Here is a 16,311-nt window from a genome sequence, read left to right as displayed (position 1 = left end):
GCGGTGGCCTAGTTGAGGTCCGCGGAGAAGCCGAACGTGATCCGGCCGGCCGGGGTCTCGGCGTGGATGCCGGGCACCGGCCGTCCGGTGACGACGTCGAGCGTGAGCTCCGTGGTCATCGGGCACTCGATGGCCGTGCCGCCGACCTCGCCGTCGCCCTGCGCCGCGTGCCCGTCGCCGACGTGCAGGTTCGCGCCGGGGACCGTGACCGGCAGGAACAGCGTGGAGCCGGCCACGAGCTCGCGGCAGTCGAGGTTGCCCCCGCCCTCGGCCCGCGGCGGGATCGTCGAGTGGTCGCCCGGTTCGGCGGGCGGCAGGCCGATGACGCCGAGGAAGGGCGCCAGCGCCACCGTGTGGCCGAGGGTGTTCGTGCCCTTGGCCCCGTCGAGCTCCCACAGCAGCTGCCCGCGCGGACCGCCGGCGACGCCCAGCTCGCGCGTGAGCCAGTTGTCCTTCGCCGCGGCGGTCGTCCAGCCCCATTCGCCGGGGCGCAGGGCGTCGAGCCGCACCGCGAGCACGGTGCCGGGTTCGGCGCCGCGCACGGCGATGGGACCGGTGAGGCAGTGCCCGCGGCTCGGGTCGAACATCCGCGGCCGCGCCTCCCCGGGCGTGCGCTGGCGCTCCAGGAACCCGTGGGCGTCGAGCGACCCGGCGACCACCGTGTCGCCCGCGTCGACGGTCAGGACGGGTGCGGTGTCCCGGCTGAAGGCGTCGATCGTCGTGGCGGGCGTGGGGTCGAGGTGGTGCCGGGCCATGCGGGTGCTCCCTGGGGTCGATGCGATCCCCGGATCTTGGCACGCCGCCCCGGTGTGCGGCGCCACCGCGTGAGCAACGCCGCCAGCCGGCCGTTGCGGGCGTCCGCCGTCCGGCGGTCGCGGGTGGTCTCGTGCTCCAGCTGCCAGGCCAGGTTGGGGGTGATCACGGCTCGTCTCCTGTCGTCGTCTTCGTAAGGACGACTCCCGGGTGGACCGGATTTCGACACCTAGGTCCGCTTTTCCGCGACAGACCCGGCGACCACCGACGTGAAGACACTCAGCGCGACGATCACCTCGGCCCACAGGAACGCCGTGTAATCGAGCAGTGAGCCGATCGGCGGCGAGCCGGGTGCCGCGTTGCGGAACGCGGCCAGCGCGAACAGCGACGCCGCCATGAACCCGAACGCGGGCCACACGAGCCCGCGTTCGCGGGCGATGAGGTGGCGAGCCCCGAGCGCCACCGCGGCGGCGATCGCCCACATCGCGAACATCATGAACAGCGCGAACACGAGCACGCTGGTGGCACGGGTGAGGCGGATCTCGAGGCCGGCACCGGCGTCGCCGGTGATCGACAGGCTGAACAGGCTGTCGACCTTGTCCAGGGTGAGCTGCACGGGCACCGGCTTGCCACCCTGCACGGCCGCGAACTGGATGCGGCTGTCGTAGCCGTCGAACGGGTAGTCGGTCACCGCGCCGCCGGTGAGCGCGATCGGCAGGTCGGTGCTCGCGATGCGCTCGTGGGCGGGGAACGTGTGGTCGCCGCGCAGGCTCGAGGAGTTCAGGAGCGTGAGGTCCGCCGTCGGCGCCGCCCCGTCGTCCTCGCCGAGGCTCCCGCGTGGCTGGACGAGCACCCGCACGGTGACCTCCCGCGCGACGGCGTCCACCTTCTGCACCGTGGCGTACACGTCGACGCGGTCGGGCTCGTCGGCGCCCACCGAGTGCCACGTGTCGCCCGCCGTGCGCTCCGCCGCGTGCACCCACACCCCGGCCCCCGCCGCGACGACGATGCCGGCCAGCACGACCCCCGCCGTCCACATCGGACTCCGCCACCTCATGGCGGTGATCGTGGCACCGCGGGCGGCGGAGTGCCCGTGCTCTCACGCCTCCGGGTGACTCCGGGGTCAGACGGGCGAGGAAACCGGGCCGACCCAGGCGCTCCAGCCGCGCTACGCCGCCACGTGGATGGCGGGCTGTGCACGCGCGACGGCGGTGATCCCGACCGCCGCCGGGAAGATCCTCGCCGCGTCGCCGCTGTACGGGGAGCACATCGACGCCCCGGATGGCGCCGATCACCCGTGACGAGGTTGAAGGGAGACGAACCGGTTCGTATCCTCAAGCCATGGCGTTCTTCACGGTGGCCGGGCGGCGGCAGTGGACTTTCCTGGATCCGGACGGCGAGCCGTTCCCGTCGATCGGCGTCGCGCACGCGCACGACACGAATCTGCGCTACGGGCACAACCAGGACATCTGGCGCGAACGCTACGGCGGCGACCGCGCGAAGTGGCTGCGCGACGGCCTCGGCCAGGACCTGCGCGCGTGGGGTTTCACCACCGTCGGCGCGACGGGGGAGTACATCAGCGGCACGGGCCTCGGCGTGACGGGCACGGTGGTCGACCTCGGGCACGCGGTGGACCTGCCCGGAGCGGAGGTCGCGGCGGCCGGGTTGCCGTACGTGCAGGCGTTGCGCGTGGCGGAGATCGAGTCGTGGAACGGGTATCCGGCGTTCCGCGATCCGCGCTCGGCGGCGTTCGCCGAGTACTGCGATCACCTGGCGCGCACGCTGTGCCGGCCGGACGATCCGTTGTTGCTCGGGTACTTCCTCGTCGACGGGCCGGCCTGGGCGGGTCATCCGACGGGCGCGGGCTGGGCCGGGCCGCTCGCGGAGATCGCCGAGGCGTACTACGCGACGGCCACCGCGGCGATCCGGCGCCACGATCCCGACCACCTGATCCTGGGTGACCGGTACGGGACGAAAGCGGGCGCGCCCGACGAAGTGCTCGACGCGGCCGCGAAGCACGTGGATGTGCTGTCGGTGCAGACGTTCCCGAAACCCGGCGGCCTCGACCGCGCGCTGGAGACGATCGAGCGCTGGCACACCCGCACCGGCCTGCCCGTGCTGGTCGCCGACACCGGCAACTGGTGCCCGACGCGCCTGAGCCCGCACCGCACCGGCAGCGTCCGCGACCAGGCCGAGCGCGCCGAGGGTTACGTCCGCACCGCCGAAACGCTCGCCGCGCTGGACTGGTGCCTGGGCTGGCACTGGTGCGCCTACGTGGAGAACCCGCAGCGCGGCTGGGGGCTCAAGGACCCGTGGGACGAACCGTACGAAGCGCTGACCGGCCCCGTCACCGAAGTGAACCGGCGCGTCACCGGCGCCTGGGCGGCCCGTCGTGCCTGACGAGACCCGCCGCAACCCGCGTGTGCACCGCGCCATCCTCGACGCCGCCTGGGACCTCACCGCGGCCGGCGGCTGGGCCGCGGTGAGCGTCGACGCGATCGCCGCCCGCGCCGGCGTCGGCAAGCGCACGGTGTACCGCTGGTGGCCGAGCAAGGCGGCCGTGGTGCTGGAGGCGTTCCTCGACCGCGCCCGCGCGAACCCGGTGAGCACGCGCGCCACCACCGCGGAAGGTCTGCTGCGCGCCCACGCCCGCCACTTCGTCGACCTCTACGTGGACACCGAACTCGGCCGCGTCTTCACCGGCCTGCTCGGCGCCGCCCAGCAGGACCCCGACCTCACCGCCCGCCTCGGCGAGCACTGGTTCGAGCCCCGCCGCGCCCCGCTGCGCACCTCCGCCGCAGCCGCCCTCCCGCCCGGCACCGACGTGGAGTTGTTGCTGGACTTGGTGTTCGCGCCTCTGCACTACCGGTTGCTCACCGGGCGCCGCCCGTTGGACCACGGGTATGCGGAGGCCGTCGTCACCGCGGTCCTGCGCGGCGGCGCGGGCGGCTGACGGCGTAGGTTGGCGATCGAGAGCCCGATTGCCTGATCGACAGGAGTGACATGCGCAAGGAGAAGGTGGACGTCCCGGCCGGTGACGGGGTCGCCGACTCGTACCTGGTGGTGCCGGACGGCGGGCCGCACCCCGGGGTTCTGCTGTTCATGGACGCGTTCGGGTTGCGGCCGCGCATCGAGGAGATGGCGGACCGCATCGCGGAGGCCGGTTACGCCGTCCTCGCGCCGAACCTGCTCTACCGCGGCGGGCGGTCGCCGCAGTTCGACCTTTCCGGGCTGGGCGACCCGGACAAGCGGGGTGAGATCTTCGGCAAGATCATGCCGCTGATCCAGGCGCTGGGCACGGACCACGCGATCCAGCGCGACGCCGAGAAGTACCTCGACTTCCTGGCCGCACAAGAGGGTGTCGCCGCGGGGCGGGTGGTGATCACCGGGTACTGCATGGGCGGGACGAACGCGCTGCGGGTGATCGAGGCGTTCCCGGACCGCGTCAAGGCCATCGCGGCGTTCCACGCGGGCGGCGTGGTCGCCGACGGGCCCGACAGCCCGCACCGGGGCGTCGGCTCGATCACCGGTGAGGTGTACTTCGGGCACGCCGACCAGGACCACTCGATGTCGCCCGAGCACATCAAGACGCTGGAGGCCGCGCTGGACGAGGCCGGTGTCACGTACCGCTCCGAGGTGTACGAGGGCGCGACCCACGGCTACACCATGTCCGACACCGCCGCCTACAGCGAGGCCGGCGAGAAGCGGCACTGGGAGAACCTGTTCGCGCTGCTGGAACGCGTGAAGTGAGCCGGCGGCGGGGGGGGGGGGGGGGGGGCCGCCCCCCCCCCCCCCCCCGCCGCGCGGTCAGTCGCGCCGGCTGCGGTGGAACAGCATCCGGTAGGCGACGAGGATGATCAGCGCGCCGAGGATGGCCAGGCCCCACGTGCGCAGGTCGAAGAACGTGCCGAGCTGCACGTGGAAGAGCGTCTTGCCGACCCAGCCGCCCACGAAGGCGCCGCCGATGCCGAGCAGGATCGTGATGATGCAGCCGCCGGGGTCCTTGCCCGGCATGAGCGCCTTCGCGATGAGGCCCGCGATCAGGCCCAGCACGATCCAGCTGATGATTCCCATGACTGTCCTCCCGGCCGCGGTGCGGCGTCGTCCTCCGGCGCGAACCGCGCGTTGGTGAGGGCACAGGATGGCAGGCGCCCGAACGGGTGGCGCGGCGAGTGGTCCCGACGTGACCTGGATCTCATCACGGCCACGGCGAATCTCCACAGTGGACACGCGCGGACGGCGCCGACCTCGCTCGATCGGCAGGCGGGGCGAACATCTGGGACCGTGGAGGGGAGAACCAGTCCGGTCCCGAGCACGCCGAAGGAGAGGAGCGGTCCATGACCCAGTCCGCACCGGTCACCAAGAATCCCGACAAAGGGTACCTGGCCGTGCTCGGCTGGAGTCTCAACGCGGTGGAAGCACTGGATCGCTTCGACCGCCGCTACGTCGTCGTCGCGCCGGACTGGGCCGAGGAGTACTGCGCCGAACACGACATCCCCTACCTGCCGTGGAACTTCGAGCGGCTCAACGACCGGTCGATGGAGATCGCCGAAACCCTCAAGGACGAAGGCGTCGACGTCGCCATCCCGCTGTTCGAGGAGACGGTGGAGTGGGCCGGCGCGATCAACTCCGTGCTGCTGGACAACCCGCGCCTGTTCGGCCAGGCCATGCTGCTGCGCGACAAGGCCCTGATGAAGCGCCGCGCGCAGCTCGGCGGCATCCGCGTCGGGATCTTCGAGGAAGCCCACGCGCGCGACGACGTGGTGCGGTTCCTCAAGCGCGTCAACCAGACGCTGCTCAAGCTCGACGGGGACCCCAACGACCCGATCCACCTCAAGGCGTTCGACAAGGCCGGCAGCATGGGCCACCGCGTGATCCGCACGCCCGACGAGATCGACATGATCCCGGACGAGGAGTTCCCGGTGCTCATGGAATCCCACCTCGACGGCTGGGAGTTCGCCGTCGAAGCGTGGATCCACAACGGAAAGATCAAGTTCCTCAACATCTCCGAGTACGTCACGCTGGGGTACTCGGTGTTCGTGCCCGCGACGCCGGAGCTGGAGCGCTACCGGCCGCAGATCACGGCGCAGATCGAGAAGCTCGTGAAGACCTTCGACATCGAGTTCGGGTTCGTGCACCCCGAGTACTTCGTGACCAGTGACGGCGAAATGTACTTCGGCGAGGTCGCCTACCGGCCGCCGGGCTTCAAGGTCTTCGAGCTGCTCGAACGCGCCTACGGCTTCAACGCCTACCAGGGCCTCGCCCTGGCCTTCGACCCGAAGACCACGGAGGAGGAGATCGACGCGTTCTTCCCGCGTGAGGTCGCGGACGCCACCGGGGTCGCCGGCTGCTTCGGGGTCTATCCTCGACGACGGGTCGTCAGCGAACTGCAGATCCCGGAGGAGACCGAGGACGACGACTACTACGAGTCCCACGACCTCTCGGCGCCGCTGGAGGAGACGGTGACCAAGCGGACCGCGTTCGGCACCCACTGGGGACTGCTGTACTTCTTCGGCGACGACGCCTACCGCATGCGCGACCTGTTGAAGAAGCAGGAAGAGCTCGACTTCTACGTCTGAGCACCCCCCGGGAGATCCGAGGAAAGCCAGTGAATCCCAACGTCGACGCCACGAGTGGCACCACCCTCGCCAAGCGGGCGGCTTCACTCGACGACGCCGTCCGGGCGATGGCCGAGACCCGAGACTTCGGCAAGCACGCGAAGCTGCGCCGGGTGCTGGAGGCGCTGCGGCGCGTGCTGCTGCAGCCCGGCGGCGCCGCGGCCGTCCAGCAGCGGGCGCAAGCCCTCGAGGAGGCCGGTCTGTACCTGGGCACCGACTGGGCGACGCCGGAGATCCTGCTGCCGGCCCTGGTCGGGCCTGGGCTGCACAGCGGCGACGCCGACACCGTGGTGATCGAAGCGACCAGCGAGCTGCGGATGCTCGCCGTCGCGCTGGGTGAGTACGAGCACCCCACGCTGCCGGCCGAGGACGCCCGCGCGTTCCTCTCGCAGGTGCTCGCGATGAACCTGGAACTGCTGTTCACCCCGCCGACCGAGGCCGAGCGGACCCATCAGGGCCGCACCGCGCAGCTCATCCGCGCCCTGTTCCGCCACGTCGCCGACGGGATCGGCTACGCGAGCGTGCTGGACAAGCTGGTCGAGGAGATCTGGCGGATCCTGCGCCAGCGCCCGATCCAGGTCGACCAGGTCCAGTCGCTGATCACGCGGATCGCCGTCTACCGCGGCGACCCCGACGTCGACCTGGGCGCGACGTCGGGCCAGGGCCTCGACCGGCTCATCACCAGCCTGTTCGGGACCACCGAGGCGTGCCGGGAAGACCCCGGTTTCGACGTCTTCCGCTCGCGGCTCGAGGCGATGGACGCCGGCGGCCTGCAGTACGAGGCGTCCGGCTTCGCCCGGGCGATGCACGACACCGGGCTGGTTTCGCCCTACCACGCGGAGCTGCTGCGGTTCGTGCGCCACGAGGGCGACTACCTCGTGGCCGAGGCGCTCGGGCTGTCCGACACCGGCCGCAACTGCCTGCTGCGCTACCGCGACCTCGTGCACCAGCTCATCGAGGAGGCGGTGCACCCGCAGACCGCGCAGTGCGTCTACGGGCTCGCGCTGCTGCTCGACCGCGGCATCCTGCACGAGCCACCGGTGGTGCCCGCGCTGTGGCGCCAGCTGGCGCTGACGCTCGGGCCGGCCGCGCGCGAGCGGCTGACGTCGGTGTTCGGCGCCGAGCCGGACGCGAAGGCGCGGCTGACCGCGGGCGTGCTGTCGATGCTGGGCCTGCCGCTCGGGGTGGGCCAGGGCGACAACCCGACCTGCCAGTCGGCGCGCGCGCTGTCGATGTGGGCGGCCAACGACCCGGACTACCTGCTGCAGGTGGTCGTGTGGGCCGCGCGCGACGACGAGGTCACGATGCACTTCGAGGGGCAGCCGATCTCGTCGCGCGAGAGTGAGGGCGGCGTGGCGCGCAAACTGCCCATGGACCTCGATCCCGTGTCGCTGCTGGTGGTGCCCCACCTCGACCGGATCTACGCCGAGATGGGCCGGCGCTGCGTCGACCGGCCCGGTGACCCGCACCGCTGGGTCAACCCCGAGTTCCACGGCTGGTGGGCGTTTCGCGGGTTCCACATCAACGTCGACGTCGCCACCGGCAACCTGATCGACCTCGACGAGTTCGTGCGCCACTTCCACGCGAGTTACCACCCGGCCTACAACGGCGACCAGCCGCTGATCCACCCGCAGCCGGCCGGGATCGCCGTCACCGACAGCGCGGCGCGCTACGTCGGCTGGCACGCGATCACGATCCTGCGGGTCGCGCCGGACCCGCAGGACGTGATGCGCGTGTACTTCTTCAACCCCAACAACGACAGCGGGCAGGACTGGGGCGACGGCGTGGTGGTGTCCACGGCGGGCAACGGAGAGCGGTTCGGCGAGGCCTCGCTGCCGTTCGACCAGTTCGCGTCCCGGCTCTACATCTTCCACGTCGACCCGCTCGAGCACGGCGAACCCGAGAAGGTCCCCGACGAGGACGTGGCGCGGATCCTCGGCTACGTCGAGCGCAGCTGGGGTGTCGACCGGCTGCCCGCGGGGAGCCTGCAGGCCGAGCCGCCGCCTCACTGAGCCAGGTAGCCGCCGTCCACGACGAGCTCCGAACCCGTCACGAAGCTGGATTCGTCGCTGGCCAGGAACAACGCGCCGTTCGCGACCTCCTGCGGGTCGCCGGCGCGGCCCATGGGGGTCTGGCCGATCACGAACTCGTTGATCTCCGGGTCCTGCGCTTCGGTGAGCGGGGTGCGGATGAAGCCGGGGTGCAATGAGTTGACGCGGATGTTCTCGCGCGCGTAGGTGATCGCCGCGCTCTTCGACATGTTGCGCACCGCGCCCTTGGTCGCGTGGTAGGCGTGGGCGCCCGCCACCGCGACGCTGCCCCAGATCGACGAGACGTTGATGATCGACCCGCCGCCGGCGCGCTGCATGTGCGGCACGACCTCGCGCATGCCGAGCCACACGCCGGTCTGGTTGACGGCCACGACCTGCTGCCACGACTCGACCGTGAGCTCGTGCAGCGATTCGTAGGCGATCACGCCGGCGTTGTTGGCCAGCACGTCGACGCGCCCGTGGCGGTCGGTGACCTCGCCGACGACGCGGGCCCAGTCGGTGTCGCTGGAGACGTCGAGCCGGTGGTACTCGACGCCGTCGGCGAAGCCGTTCGCCTCGCTGCGGCCGGTGGCGATCACGGTGGCGCCTTCGCGGGCGAAGGTGTCGGCGATGGTGCGGCCGATCCCGCGGCCGGCGCCGGTGACGAGGGCGACCTTGCCCTGCAGTCGGTTCATGGTTCCTCGCTCGAAGCTCGAATGGTGTTCGCCCAGCTTCGCCCGTCGCGGGGGCCGCCCGGTCGCTCAGTGTGAGACGGGGATGTGTCATTTTGCGACACCGCGTGGCAGGGGCCGCCGCCGTGGTGATGCTGGGGGAACCGGCGGCCGGACAGGTGCCGGAAACCCCTGCGACCTCGCTGCTGAAGCGGGAATCCCCTCCAGGAGAGCCCATGACGTTGCACGAGCCGACGGACCTGCTCAGCGAGATCTACGCCGGGTGGGCGGTCGAGATGAACCGCCACCCGGACATGTCGGTGGAGCTGCTGCGGATCGTCTTCGACGACTGGCAGCGCGCGACCGCGGAGCCCGAAGGCGTGACCTACGCCCACACCGAGCTCGGCGGCGTGCCGGGTGTGTTCGTGACCCCCGAGGGCGCCGACAGCGACCAGGTGCTGCTGTTCTTCCACGGCGGCGGGTTCGCCCTCGGTTCCTCGGCCAGCCACCGGAAACTCGCCGGCCACCTCGCGAAAGCCTGTGGTGCCACCGCGTTCGTCGCCGACTTCCGCCTCGCGCCCGAGCACCCATACCCCGCGGCGCTCGAGGACGGCGTGCGGGCCTTCGACGCGCTGGTGGCCCGCGGCCACCGCGTGCAGGACATCACGCCGGTCGGCGACAGCGCCGGCGGCAACCTCGCCGTGGCCACCGTGCTGAAGCTGCGTGACCTCGGCCGCGAGCTGCCTTCGCAGGTCATCACGCTCTCGCCGTGGCTCGACATGGAGAACACCGGCACCACGATCGAAACCAACGACGCCACCGACTTCCTCATCGCCCGCGAGGGCCTGCAGGCCAACATCGACCGCTACCTCAGCGGCGGCGCCGACCCCACCGACCCGCTCGTGAACCCGCTCCACGCCGACCTCTCCGGCTTCCCGCGCCTGTACCTCAGCGCCGCGGACACCGAATCGCTCTACGAGGACAGCGTGCGGTTCCACGCACTGGCGACCAAGTGCGGCGTGGACGTCACGTTCGTCGTCGGCGAGGGCATGCAGCACGTCTACCCGTTCCTGGCGGGCCGCCACCCGCGGGCGGACCAGGAGATCCGGACCATCGCGGACTGGTACCGCGCGGGCCGCTGACCTTTTTCCACCACGCTAGAAGGGACCACCATGCCGTCCACACAGGACACCAGCTTCGACGCCATCGTGATCGGCGCCGGTTTCTCGGGCCTCGCGATGCTGCACCACTTCACCCAGCTCGGCCTGCGCACGGTCGTGCTCGACTCCGCGGACGGCGTCGGCGGCACCTGGTACTGGAACACCTACCCGGGTGCCCGCACGGACAGCGAGTTCTACTACTACTCGTTCTCCTTCTCCAAGGAGGTCCGCGAGGAGTGGACCTGGAAGGAGCGCTACCCGGCGCAGCCGGAGGTGAAGGCGTACCTGGAGTTCGTCGCGCGCCGCCTCGACCTGTACAAGGACATCCGGTTCGGCACCACCGTCGAGAAGGCGGTGTACGACGAGGCGGCCAACACCTGGACGGTCACCACCGCCGACGGGCCGGCGCTCACCGCGAAGTACCTGGTCAGTGGCATGGGTGTGCTGTCGGCGCCGAACCTGCCCGACATCCCGGGTGCGAGCACGTTCGCCGGCGAGAGCTACCACACCTCGCGCTGGCCGCGGGATCGCGAGGTCGACCTGCGGGGCAAGCGCGTGGGCGTGATCGGGCTCGGCGCGTCCGGTGTGCAGCTCGTGCCGGTGGTCGCCGAGACCGCGGGTGAGCTGTTCGTGTTCCAGCGCACGCCGAACTACGTCGTCGCGAGCTCCAACCGCGTGGTCGACGAGGAGTGGATGGCCGAGGTCAAGGAGAACTACGACGAGAGCTTCGAGCGGGCCTTCGACCACGGGTTCGCCGTGCCGTTCGTGAAGCCCGAACTCGGCGCGAAGGACGCGAGCCCCGAAGAGCGCGAGCGGGTGTTCGAGCAGGGCTGGGCCGAGGGCGGCTTCCACTTCATGCTCGAAACGTTCAACGACCTCGCCGTGGACCAGGAGTCCAACGACCACGCGTCGGACTTCATCCGGCGCAAGATCCGCGAGACCGTCACCGACCCGGCGACCGCGGAACTGCTGTGCCCCAAGGACTACCCGTTCAACGGCAAGCGCCCGCCGGGCGGCCACGGCTACTACGAGGCCTACAACCGCGAAAACGTCCACCTGATCGACATCAAGTCCGCGCCGATCGACGAGATCACGCCGCGGGGCATCGTCGTCGGCGGGCGGCCCTACGAACTGGACGTGCTCATCTTCGCCACCGGCTTCGACGCGATGACCGGCACGCTGACGCGCATCGACATCGTCGGCCGCGGCGGCGAGGTCCTGCGCGAGCACTGGGCCGACGGCCTCAAGACCAACCTCGGTGTCTCCGTGCACGGGTTCCCGAACTTCTTCATGATCCTCGGTCCGCAGACGCCCTACGCGAACCTCCCGGTGGCCATCCAGGCCGGGGTCGGCTGGATCGCCGACGCCGTCGAGTACGCCCGCGAGCACGGCATCGAGCGGCTCGAGTCCACGGCCGAGGCCGAGCGCGAGTGGGCCGACGAGGTCCGGCGCGCGGGCTCGGCGACGATCATGGCCAGCGGCGCCAAGGCCAACGCGTGGTTCATCGGCGCGAACATCCCGGGCAAACCGCTGGAGTTCAACGTCTACATGGGAGGGGCGGACGCGTACTTCCGCCGCTGCGCGGAGGTCGCCGACGCCGGTTACCCCGGGTTCGTGTCCGAGACCGCCAACGCCTGACCAGGAGGGATTCCCATGCCCCGCTTGGCGGGCAAGACGGCGATCGTCACCGGCGCTTCGTCCGGGATGGGCCGGGCGACGGCGGAGCTGTTCGCCGCGGAGGGCGCGCAGGTCGCCCTCACCGACGTCGATGCGGCCAACGGCGCGGCGGCCGCGGCCGGAATCGGGGCCGCCGCGCGCTTCTGGCAGGTCGACGTGCGCGACGAGAGCTCCATCGAGCGCGCGTACGACGAGATCGCGGCGCACTTCGGCAAGCTCGACGTGCTCGTCAACTGCGCCGGCGTGATCGGCGTGGACAAGCCGACGCACGAGGTGACCGAGGCCGAGTGGGACCAGCTCTTCGCGGTCGACGTGAAGGGCGTGTTCTTCTCGACCAAACACGCCGTGCCGCACCTCATCGCGAACGGCGGCGGCAGCATCGTCAACTACTCCTCGATCTACGGCCTGGTGGGCAACGACGAGTTCACGCCCTACCACGTGGCCAAGGGCGCGGTGACGATGCAGACCAAACAGGACGCGGCGATGTACGGCAAGTACGACATCCGCGTGAACTCCGTGCACCCGAGCACCGTGCTCACGCCGCTGGTGGAGGGTATCGCCGCCGCGTACGAGGGCGGGCTGCCTGCGTACGAGCGCATGATGACCGCCAACCAGTCCCTGCGCCGGCTCGGCCGCCCGATCGACGTCGCCTACGCCGTGCTCTACCTCGCCTCCGACGAAGCCTCCTGGGTCACCGGGGTGAACCTCCCCGTCGACGGCGGCTACACCGCGCGCTGAGCGCGCCGAGAAAGGACGACAACCATGACCGCACTGGCCGAATCCCCGGCCGGGGTCTTCGCCGGGCACGAGGTCCCGCTCGGGCTGTACCTGAACGGCGAGTGGACCCACCCGGGCCGCACGTTCGAGGTGCTCAACCCGAGCACCGGCCAGGTGCTGGCCGAGGTCGCCGACGGTGGCCCGGACCACGCGCTCGCCGCGCTGGAGCACGCGGTCGCCGCACAGGACGCGTGGCGGCACTGGTCGCCGCGCCGGCGCGCGACGCTGCTCCACCGGGCCCACGCGCTGCTGCTCGAGCGGGCCGACGCGTTCACGGACGTGATGGTGCTCGAGAGCGGCAAGCCGCGCGCCGAAGCGGCGGGGGAGTTCGCGCTGTCGGCGGGCTTCTTCCTCTGGTACGCCGAGCAGATCGCGCACCTGCACGGCACCTTCGCCCCCGGTTCGCCGGGCGGCTACCGCGTGGTGACCACCCACCAGCCGGTGGGCCCGAGCTTCCTCGTGACGCCGTGGAACTTCCCGCTGCTGATGGTGGCGCGCAAGGGCGGCGCGGCGCTCGCGGCCGGGTGCACGGCCGTGGTCAAGTCGGCGAAGGAGACCCCGCTCACCGCGGCCCTGTTCGTGCGGACGCTGCACGACGCCGGGTTCCCGCCCGGCGTGGTGAACCTCGTGCACACCACCGACTCCGCGGCCGTGTCCGACGCGGTGCTCGCCGACCCGCGGCTGCGCAAGATCAGCTTCACCGGCTCGACCGGCGTCGGCAGCCTGCTGCTGGCCAAGGCGGCCAAGCACATCGTGAACTCCTCGATGGAACTCGGCGGCGACGGCCCGTTCGTGGTGCTCGACGACGCCGACGTGGACCTGGCCGTGCGCGAGGCCATCGCGTGCAAGTTCCGCAACGCGGGCCAGGCGTGCGTGGCGGCGAACCGGATCATCCTGCACCGCGCCATCGCCGAGGAGTTCACCGAGAAGTTCGTGGCCGCCACGAAGACGCTGAAGATCGGCGACGGGTTCGAAGACGGCGTCGACGTCGGCCCGATCATCACGCCGGTGCAGCTGGAGCGCGTGCAGTCGCTCGTGGACACGTTCACCGCGGCCGGCGCCGAACTGCTCGCCGGCGGCCGGCGCGTGGAGTCGGCGGGCAACTTCTACGAGCCGACCGTGCTGCGGCTGGGCGAAGCGGATCCCGCGCTGTGCAACCAGGAGCTGTTCGCGCCGGTCGCCGCGCTGTTCACCGTGGACTCCGTGCGCGAGGCGCTGGCCTTCGCCAACGACACGACCTACGGGCTCGCGTCGTACCTGTTCACCCGGGACCTGTCGCGCGCGTTCGCGATCGCCGAACGGCTCGACTTCGGCATGGTCGGCATCAACCGCGGCATCATGGCCGACCCGGCCGCCGCGTTCGGCGGGGTCAAGGAGTCGGGGCTGGGCCGCGAGGGCGGGCACGACGGCATCTACGAGTTCCTGGAGCCGAAGTACCTGGCCGTGACCGTGAACGAAGAGGAGGCAGGCGAATGAGCACCGGAGCACTGGGGCTGCTGCGCCAGCCGAAGACGGTCCTGTTCGGACCCGGGCGCCGCGCCCAGCTGCCGTACCTGCTGGAACCGCTGGGCAGCACCGTGCTCGTGTGCACGGACGAGCGGATGGCCGGCAGCGCCGAGTTCGCCGGCATCCGCGACTCGCTGAGCGCCCAGGGGCTCGACGTGCGGGTGTTCTCGCGCGTCGAACCGGACCTGCCGCGCGAGAACGTCGAAGCGCTGCTCGCCGAAGTCGACGGCGGTGAGATCGACGTGGTGCTCGGCGTGGGCGGCGGCAGCTGCCTCGACTTCGCCAAGGTCGCGTCGATCATGCTGCGGCGCGGCGGGAACGTCGCCGACCTCTACGGGGAGAACCTCGTCGAAGGCCCGGGCTTGCCGCTCGTGACCGTGCCGACCACGGGCGGCACCGGCGCCGAAGTCACCTGCATCGCGGTGGTCTACGACGCGGACAAGGGCATGAAGGTCGGCGTCGCGAGCCCGTACCTCGAGCCCTGCGCCGCGGTCGTCGACCCCGAGCTCACGCTCACCTGCCCGCCCGGCCTGACCGCGGCGACGGGCGCGGACGCGTTGTCGCACCTGGTCGAATCGTTCACCGGCCGGGAGAAGCACCCGGACCCCGGGCACCTGGACCGGCACCTCTACGCCGGCAAGAACGTGCTCACGGACATGTACGCGCTGCGCGGGTTCACGCTGCTCAACAGCTCGCTGGAGCGCGTGGCGAAGGACCCTTCGGACCTGGCCGCGCGCACCGACACGATGCTGGGCGCGCTGAGCGCGGGCATGGCCATCAACACCGCGGGCACGGCGGGCGCGCACGCGATCCAGTCACCGATCGGCGCGCTCACGCACACCGCGCACGGCTTCGGCGTCGGCGCGCTGCTGCCGTACGTGATGCGCTTCAACCTGCCGGTGCGGGAGGCGGAGTTCGCCGAGATCGGCGTGGCGTTCGGGATCACCGATCCGGCGCTGTCGCAGACCGCGCGGGCGCACGCGGCCATCGAGCGGATGGAGGAGATCCTCGGTGTCCTCGGTGTGCCGCTGAACCTGCGCGACCTGGGTCTCGAACCCGACCAGTTCACCTACGTGGCCGAGCAGGCGATGCTGGCCACGCGGCTGACGGCCAACAACCCGCGCGACCTCAGCGAGGCCGCGATCGTCGAGATCCTCAAACGCGGGTACGCCGACGACCGCACGTGGTGGGAGCTGTGACGGACCGGCCCGTCGCGGTGGTCGGCACCGGGGCGATCGGCGTGGGGTTCCTGGTGCTCTTCGCCCTCGCCGGCGTCCCGGTCCGAGCGTGGGACGCCGACGCGGCGGCGTTCGACCGCGCCCGCGCGGCCGTCGACGACCGCGTGGCGCTGCTCGGAAAACACGGCCTGCTGCCCGAGAAGCTCGGGGAGATCTCGTACCACGAGGACCTCGCCGACGCGGTCGCCGGCGCGGCGCTGGTGCAGGAGTGCGCGCCCGAGGACGTGGCCGTGAAACGGGCGCTGTTCGCGGAGCTCGCCGCGCGCACCGGCCCGGAGACGGTGCTCGCCAGCTCCAGTTCGGCCCTGGTCCCGAGCTCGTTCGGCACGGGCCTGGGTGGGCGCGTGCTCGGCGCCCACCCGGGCAACCCGCCGTACCTGCTGCCCGTGGTCGAGCTGATCCCCGCGCCCGACACGCGCCCGGAGATCCTCGCCCGCGCCCGCGAGGTGTACGAGCGGGCCGGGCTGAAACCCGTGCTGGTGCGCCGGGAGGTCGAGGGGTTCGTCTTCAACCGCCTGCAGGGCGCGCTGCTGCGGGAGGCGTACTGCCTGCTGCGCGACGGCGTCGCGTCGGTCGACGACATCGACGAGGTGGTGCGCAGCGGGCTCGGCCTGCGCTGGAGCGTGCTCGGGCCCTTCGAGACCGTCGATCTCAACACCCGCGGCGGCATCGAGGCGCACGCGGCGCGGATGGGCCCGGCGTACGCGCGCATGGGTGCGGAACGCGGCCAGCACGACCCGTGGACCGACGACCTCGTCGCGCTCGCGACGGAGCAGCGGCGGGCCCTCGTGCCACTGTCCGAATGGGACGCTCGCGTGAGCTGGCGCGACGAGCGGCTGATGCGGTTGCGGGCCGCGCTGCGCCGGGAGGGCTGACGTCCG

Annotated in this window: 15 protein-coding genes; 11 read left to right on the top strand and 4 right to left on the bottom strand. The window is 71.4% G+C overall.

Features of this window, described 5'->3' with window-relative positions:
* Nucleotides 1-8: 8 nt before the first annotated feature.
* Both ACIA77_RS07420 and ACIA77_RS07415 read right to left on the bottom strand, forming a co-directional pair.
* Nucleotides 9-755: an acetamidase/formamidase family protein gene (locus ACIA77_RS07420; protein ID WP_395884934.1), complete on the bottom strand. Its 747-nt coding sequence runs from the start codon at nt 753-755 to the stop codon at nt 9-11.
* Between the two features lie 227 nt (nt 756-982).
* Entirely contained in the window at nt 983-1,810 is an 828-nt protein-coding gene (locus ACIA77_RS07415; RefSeq protein WP_395884933.1) for a DUF4436 family protein, read from the bottom strand.
* A 284-nt stretch (nt 1,811-2,094) separates the two neighbouring features.
* Here ACIA77_RS07415 and ACIA77_RS07410 point away from each other — a divergent pair, with 284 nt between their 5' ends.
* From ACIA77_RS07410 to ACIA77_RS07400, 3 genes are read left to right on the top strand one after another with little or no spacing between them, the layout of a single operon-like run.
* On the top strand, nt 2,095-3,153 hold the full coding sequence (locus ACIA77_RS07410) for an agarase (protein ID WP_395884932.1): 1,059 nt from the start codon (nt 2,095-2,097) through the stop codon (nt 3,151-3,153).
* The gene (locus tag ACIA77_RS07405) at nt 3,146-3,706 is read left to right on the top strand and encodes a TetR/AcrR family transcriptional regulator (RefSeq protein WP_395884931.1); all 561 of its coding nucleotides are present in this window, start codon (nt 3,146-3,148) and stop codon (nt 3,704-3,706) included. Before ACIA77_RS07410 ends, ACIA77_RS07405 begins: the two co-directional genes overlap by 8 nt.
* Nucleotides 3,707-3,756: 50 nt before the next feature.
* Nucleotides 3,757-4,503 carry a dienelactone hydrolase family protein gene (locus tag ACIA77_RS07400; RefSeq protein WP_395884930.1) on the top strand — a complete coding sequence of 249 codons (747 nt, stop codon included), beginning with the start codon at nt 3,757-3,759 and terminating at the stop codon, nt 4,501-4,503.
* Between the two features lie 57 nt (nt 4,504-4,560).
* Here ACIA77_RS07400 and ACIA77_RS07395 read toward each other — a convergent pair whose 3' ends face one another.
* On the bottom strand, nt 4,561-4,827 hold the full coding sequence (locus tag ACIA77_RS07395) for a GlsB/YeaQ/YmgE family stress response membrane protein (protein WP_395884929.1): 267 nt from the start codon (nt 4,825-4,827) through the stop codon (nt 4,561-4,563).
* Between the two features lie 263 nt (nt 4,828-5,090).
* Here ACIA77_RS07395 and ACIA77_RS07390 point away from each other — a divergent pair, with 263 nt between their 5' ends.
* Nucleotides 5,091-6,332 carry an acetyl-CoA carboxylase biotin carboxylase subunit family protein gene (locus ACIA77_RS07390; RefSeq protein ID WP_395884928.1) on the top strand — a complete coding sequence of 414 codons (1,242 nt, stop codon included), beginning with the start codon at nt 5,091-5,093 and terminating at the stop codon, nt 6,330-6,332.
* A gap of 29 nt (nt 6,333-6,361) precedes the next feature.
* Nucleotides 6,362-8,383, top strand: coding sequence for a hypothetical protein (locus ACIA77_RS07385; RefSeq protein ID WP_395884927.1), 2,022 nt, complete (start codon nt 6,362-6,364; stop codon nt 8,381-8,383).
* On the opposite strand, the gene ACIA77_RS07380 is transcribed toward ACIA77_RS07385, so the two are convergent.
* The gene (locus ACIA77_RS07380; protein WP_395884926.1) at nt 8,377-9,096 is read right to left on the bottom strand and encodes an SDR family NAD(P)-dependent oxidoreductase; all 720 of its coding nucleotides are present in this window, start codon (nt 9,094-9,096) and stop codon (nt 8,377-8,379) included. The genes ACIA77_RS07385 and ACIA77_RS07380 overlap by 7 nt on opposite strands.
* A gap of 212 nt (nt 9,097-9,308) precedes the next feature.
* Here ACIA77_RS07380 and ACIA77_RS07375 point away from each other — a divergent pair, with 212 nt between their 5' ends.
* The 6 genes from ACIA77_RS07375 to ACIA77_RS07350 are packed head-to-tail and all read left to right on the top strand — an operon-like array spanning nt 9,309 to nt 16,305.
* Nucleotides 9,309-10,214: an alpha/beta hydrolase gene (locus ACIA77_RS07375; protein ID WP_395884925.1), complete on the top strand. Its 906-nt coding sequence runs from the start codon at nt 9,309-9,311 to the stop codon at nt 10,212-10,214.
* A 30-nt stretch (nt 10,215-10,244) separates the two neighbouring features.
* Nucleotides 10,245-11,870 carry a flavin-containing monooxygenase gene (locus ACIA77_RS07370; RefSeq protein WP_395884924.1) on the top strand — a complete coding sequence of 542 codons (1,626 nt, stop codon included), beginning with the start codon at nt 10,245-10,247 and terminating at the stop codon, nt 11,868-11,870.
* Between the two features lie 15 nt (nt 11,871-11,885).
* A complete protein-coding gene (locus ACIA77_RS07365) occupies nt 11,886-12,647 on the top strand; it encodes an SDR family NAD(P)-dependent oxidoreductase (RefSeq protein WP_395884923.1) in 762 nt (253 codons plus the stop codon).
* A 24-nt stretch (nt 12,648-12,671) separates the two neighbouring features.
* A complete protein-coding gene (locus tag ACIA77_RS07360; RefSeq protein ID WP_395884922.1) occupies nt 12,672-14,162 on the top strand; it encodes an NAD-dependent succinate-semialdehyde dehydrogenase in 1,491 nt (496 codons plus the stop codon).
* Nucleotides 14,159-15,391 (top strand): iron-containing alcohol dehydrogenase, encoded by a 1,233-nt coding sequence (locus tag ACIA77_RS07355; RefSeq protein WP_395884921.1) that lies wholly within the window; start codon nt 14,159-14,161, stop codon nt 15,389-15,391. The genes ACIA77_RS07360 and ACIA77_RS07355 overlap by 4 nt, the downstream gene beginning before the upstream one ends.
* Nucleotides 15,388-16,305 (top strand): 3-hydroxyacyl-CoA dehydrogenase, encoded by a 918-nt coding sequence (locus tag ACIA77_RS07350; RefSeq protein WP_395884920.1) that lies wholly within the window; start codon nt 15,388-15,390, stop codon nt 16,303-16,305. Before ACIA77_RS07355 ends, ACIA77_RS07350 begins: the two co-directional genes overlap by 4 nt.
* Nucleotides 16,306-16,311 lie beyond the last annotated feature (6 nt).

Source organism: Amycolatopsis sp. NPDC051903 (assembly GCF_044452505.1).
In the GTDB taxonomy this organism is placed as follows: domain Bacteria; phylum Actinomycetota; class Actinomycetes; order Mycobacteriales; family Pseudonocardiaceae; genus Amycolatopsis.
The sequence above is the reverse complement of the archived record's forward strand: the minus strand, read 5'-3'. Positions and strand labels throughout refer to the sequence as shown.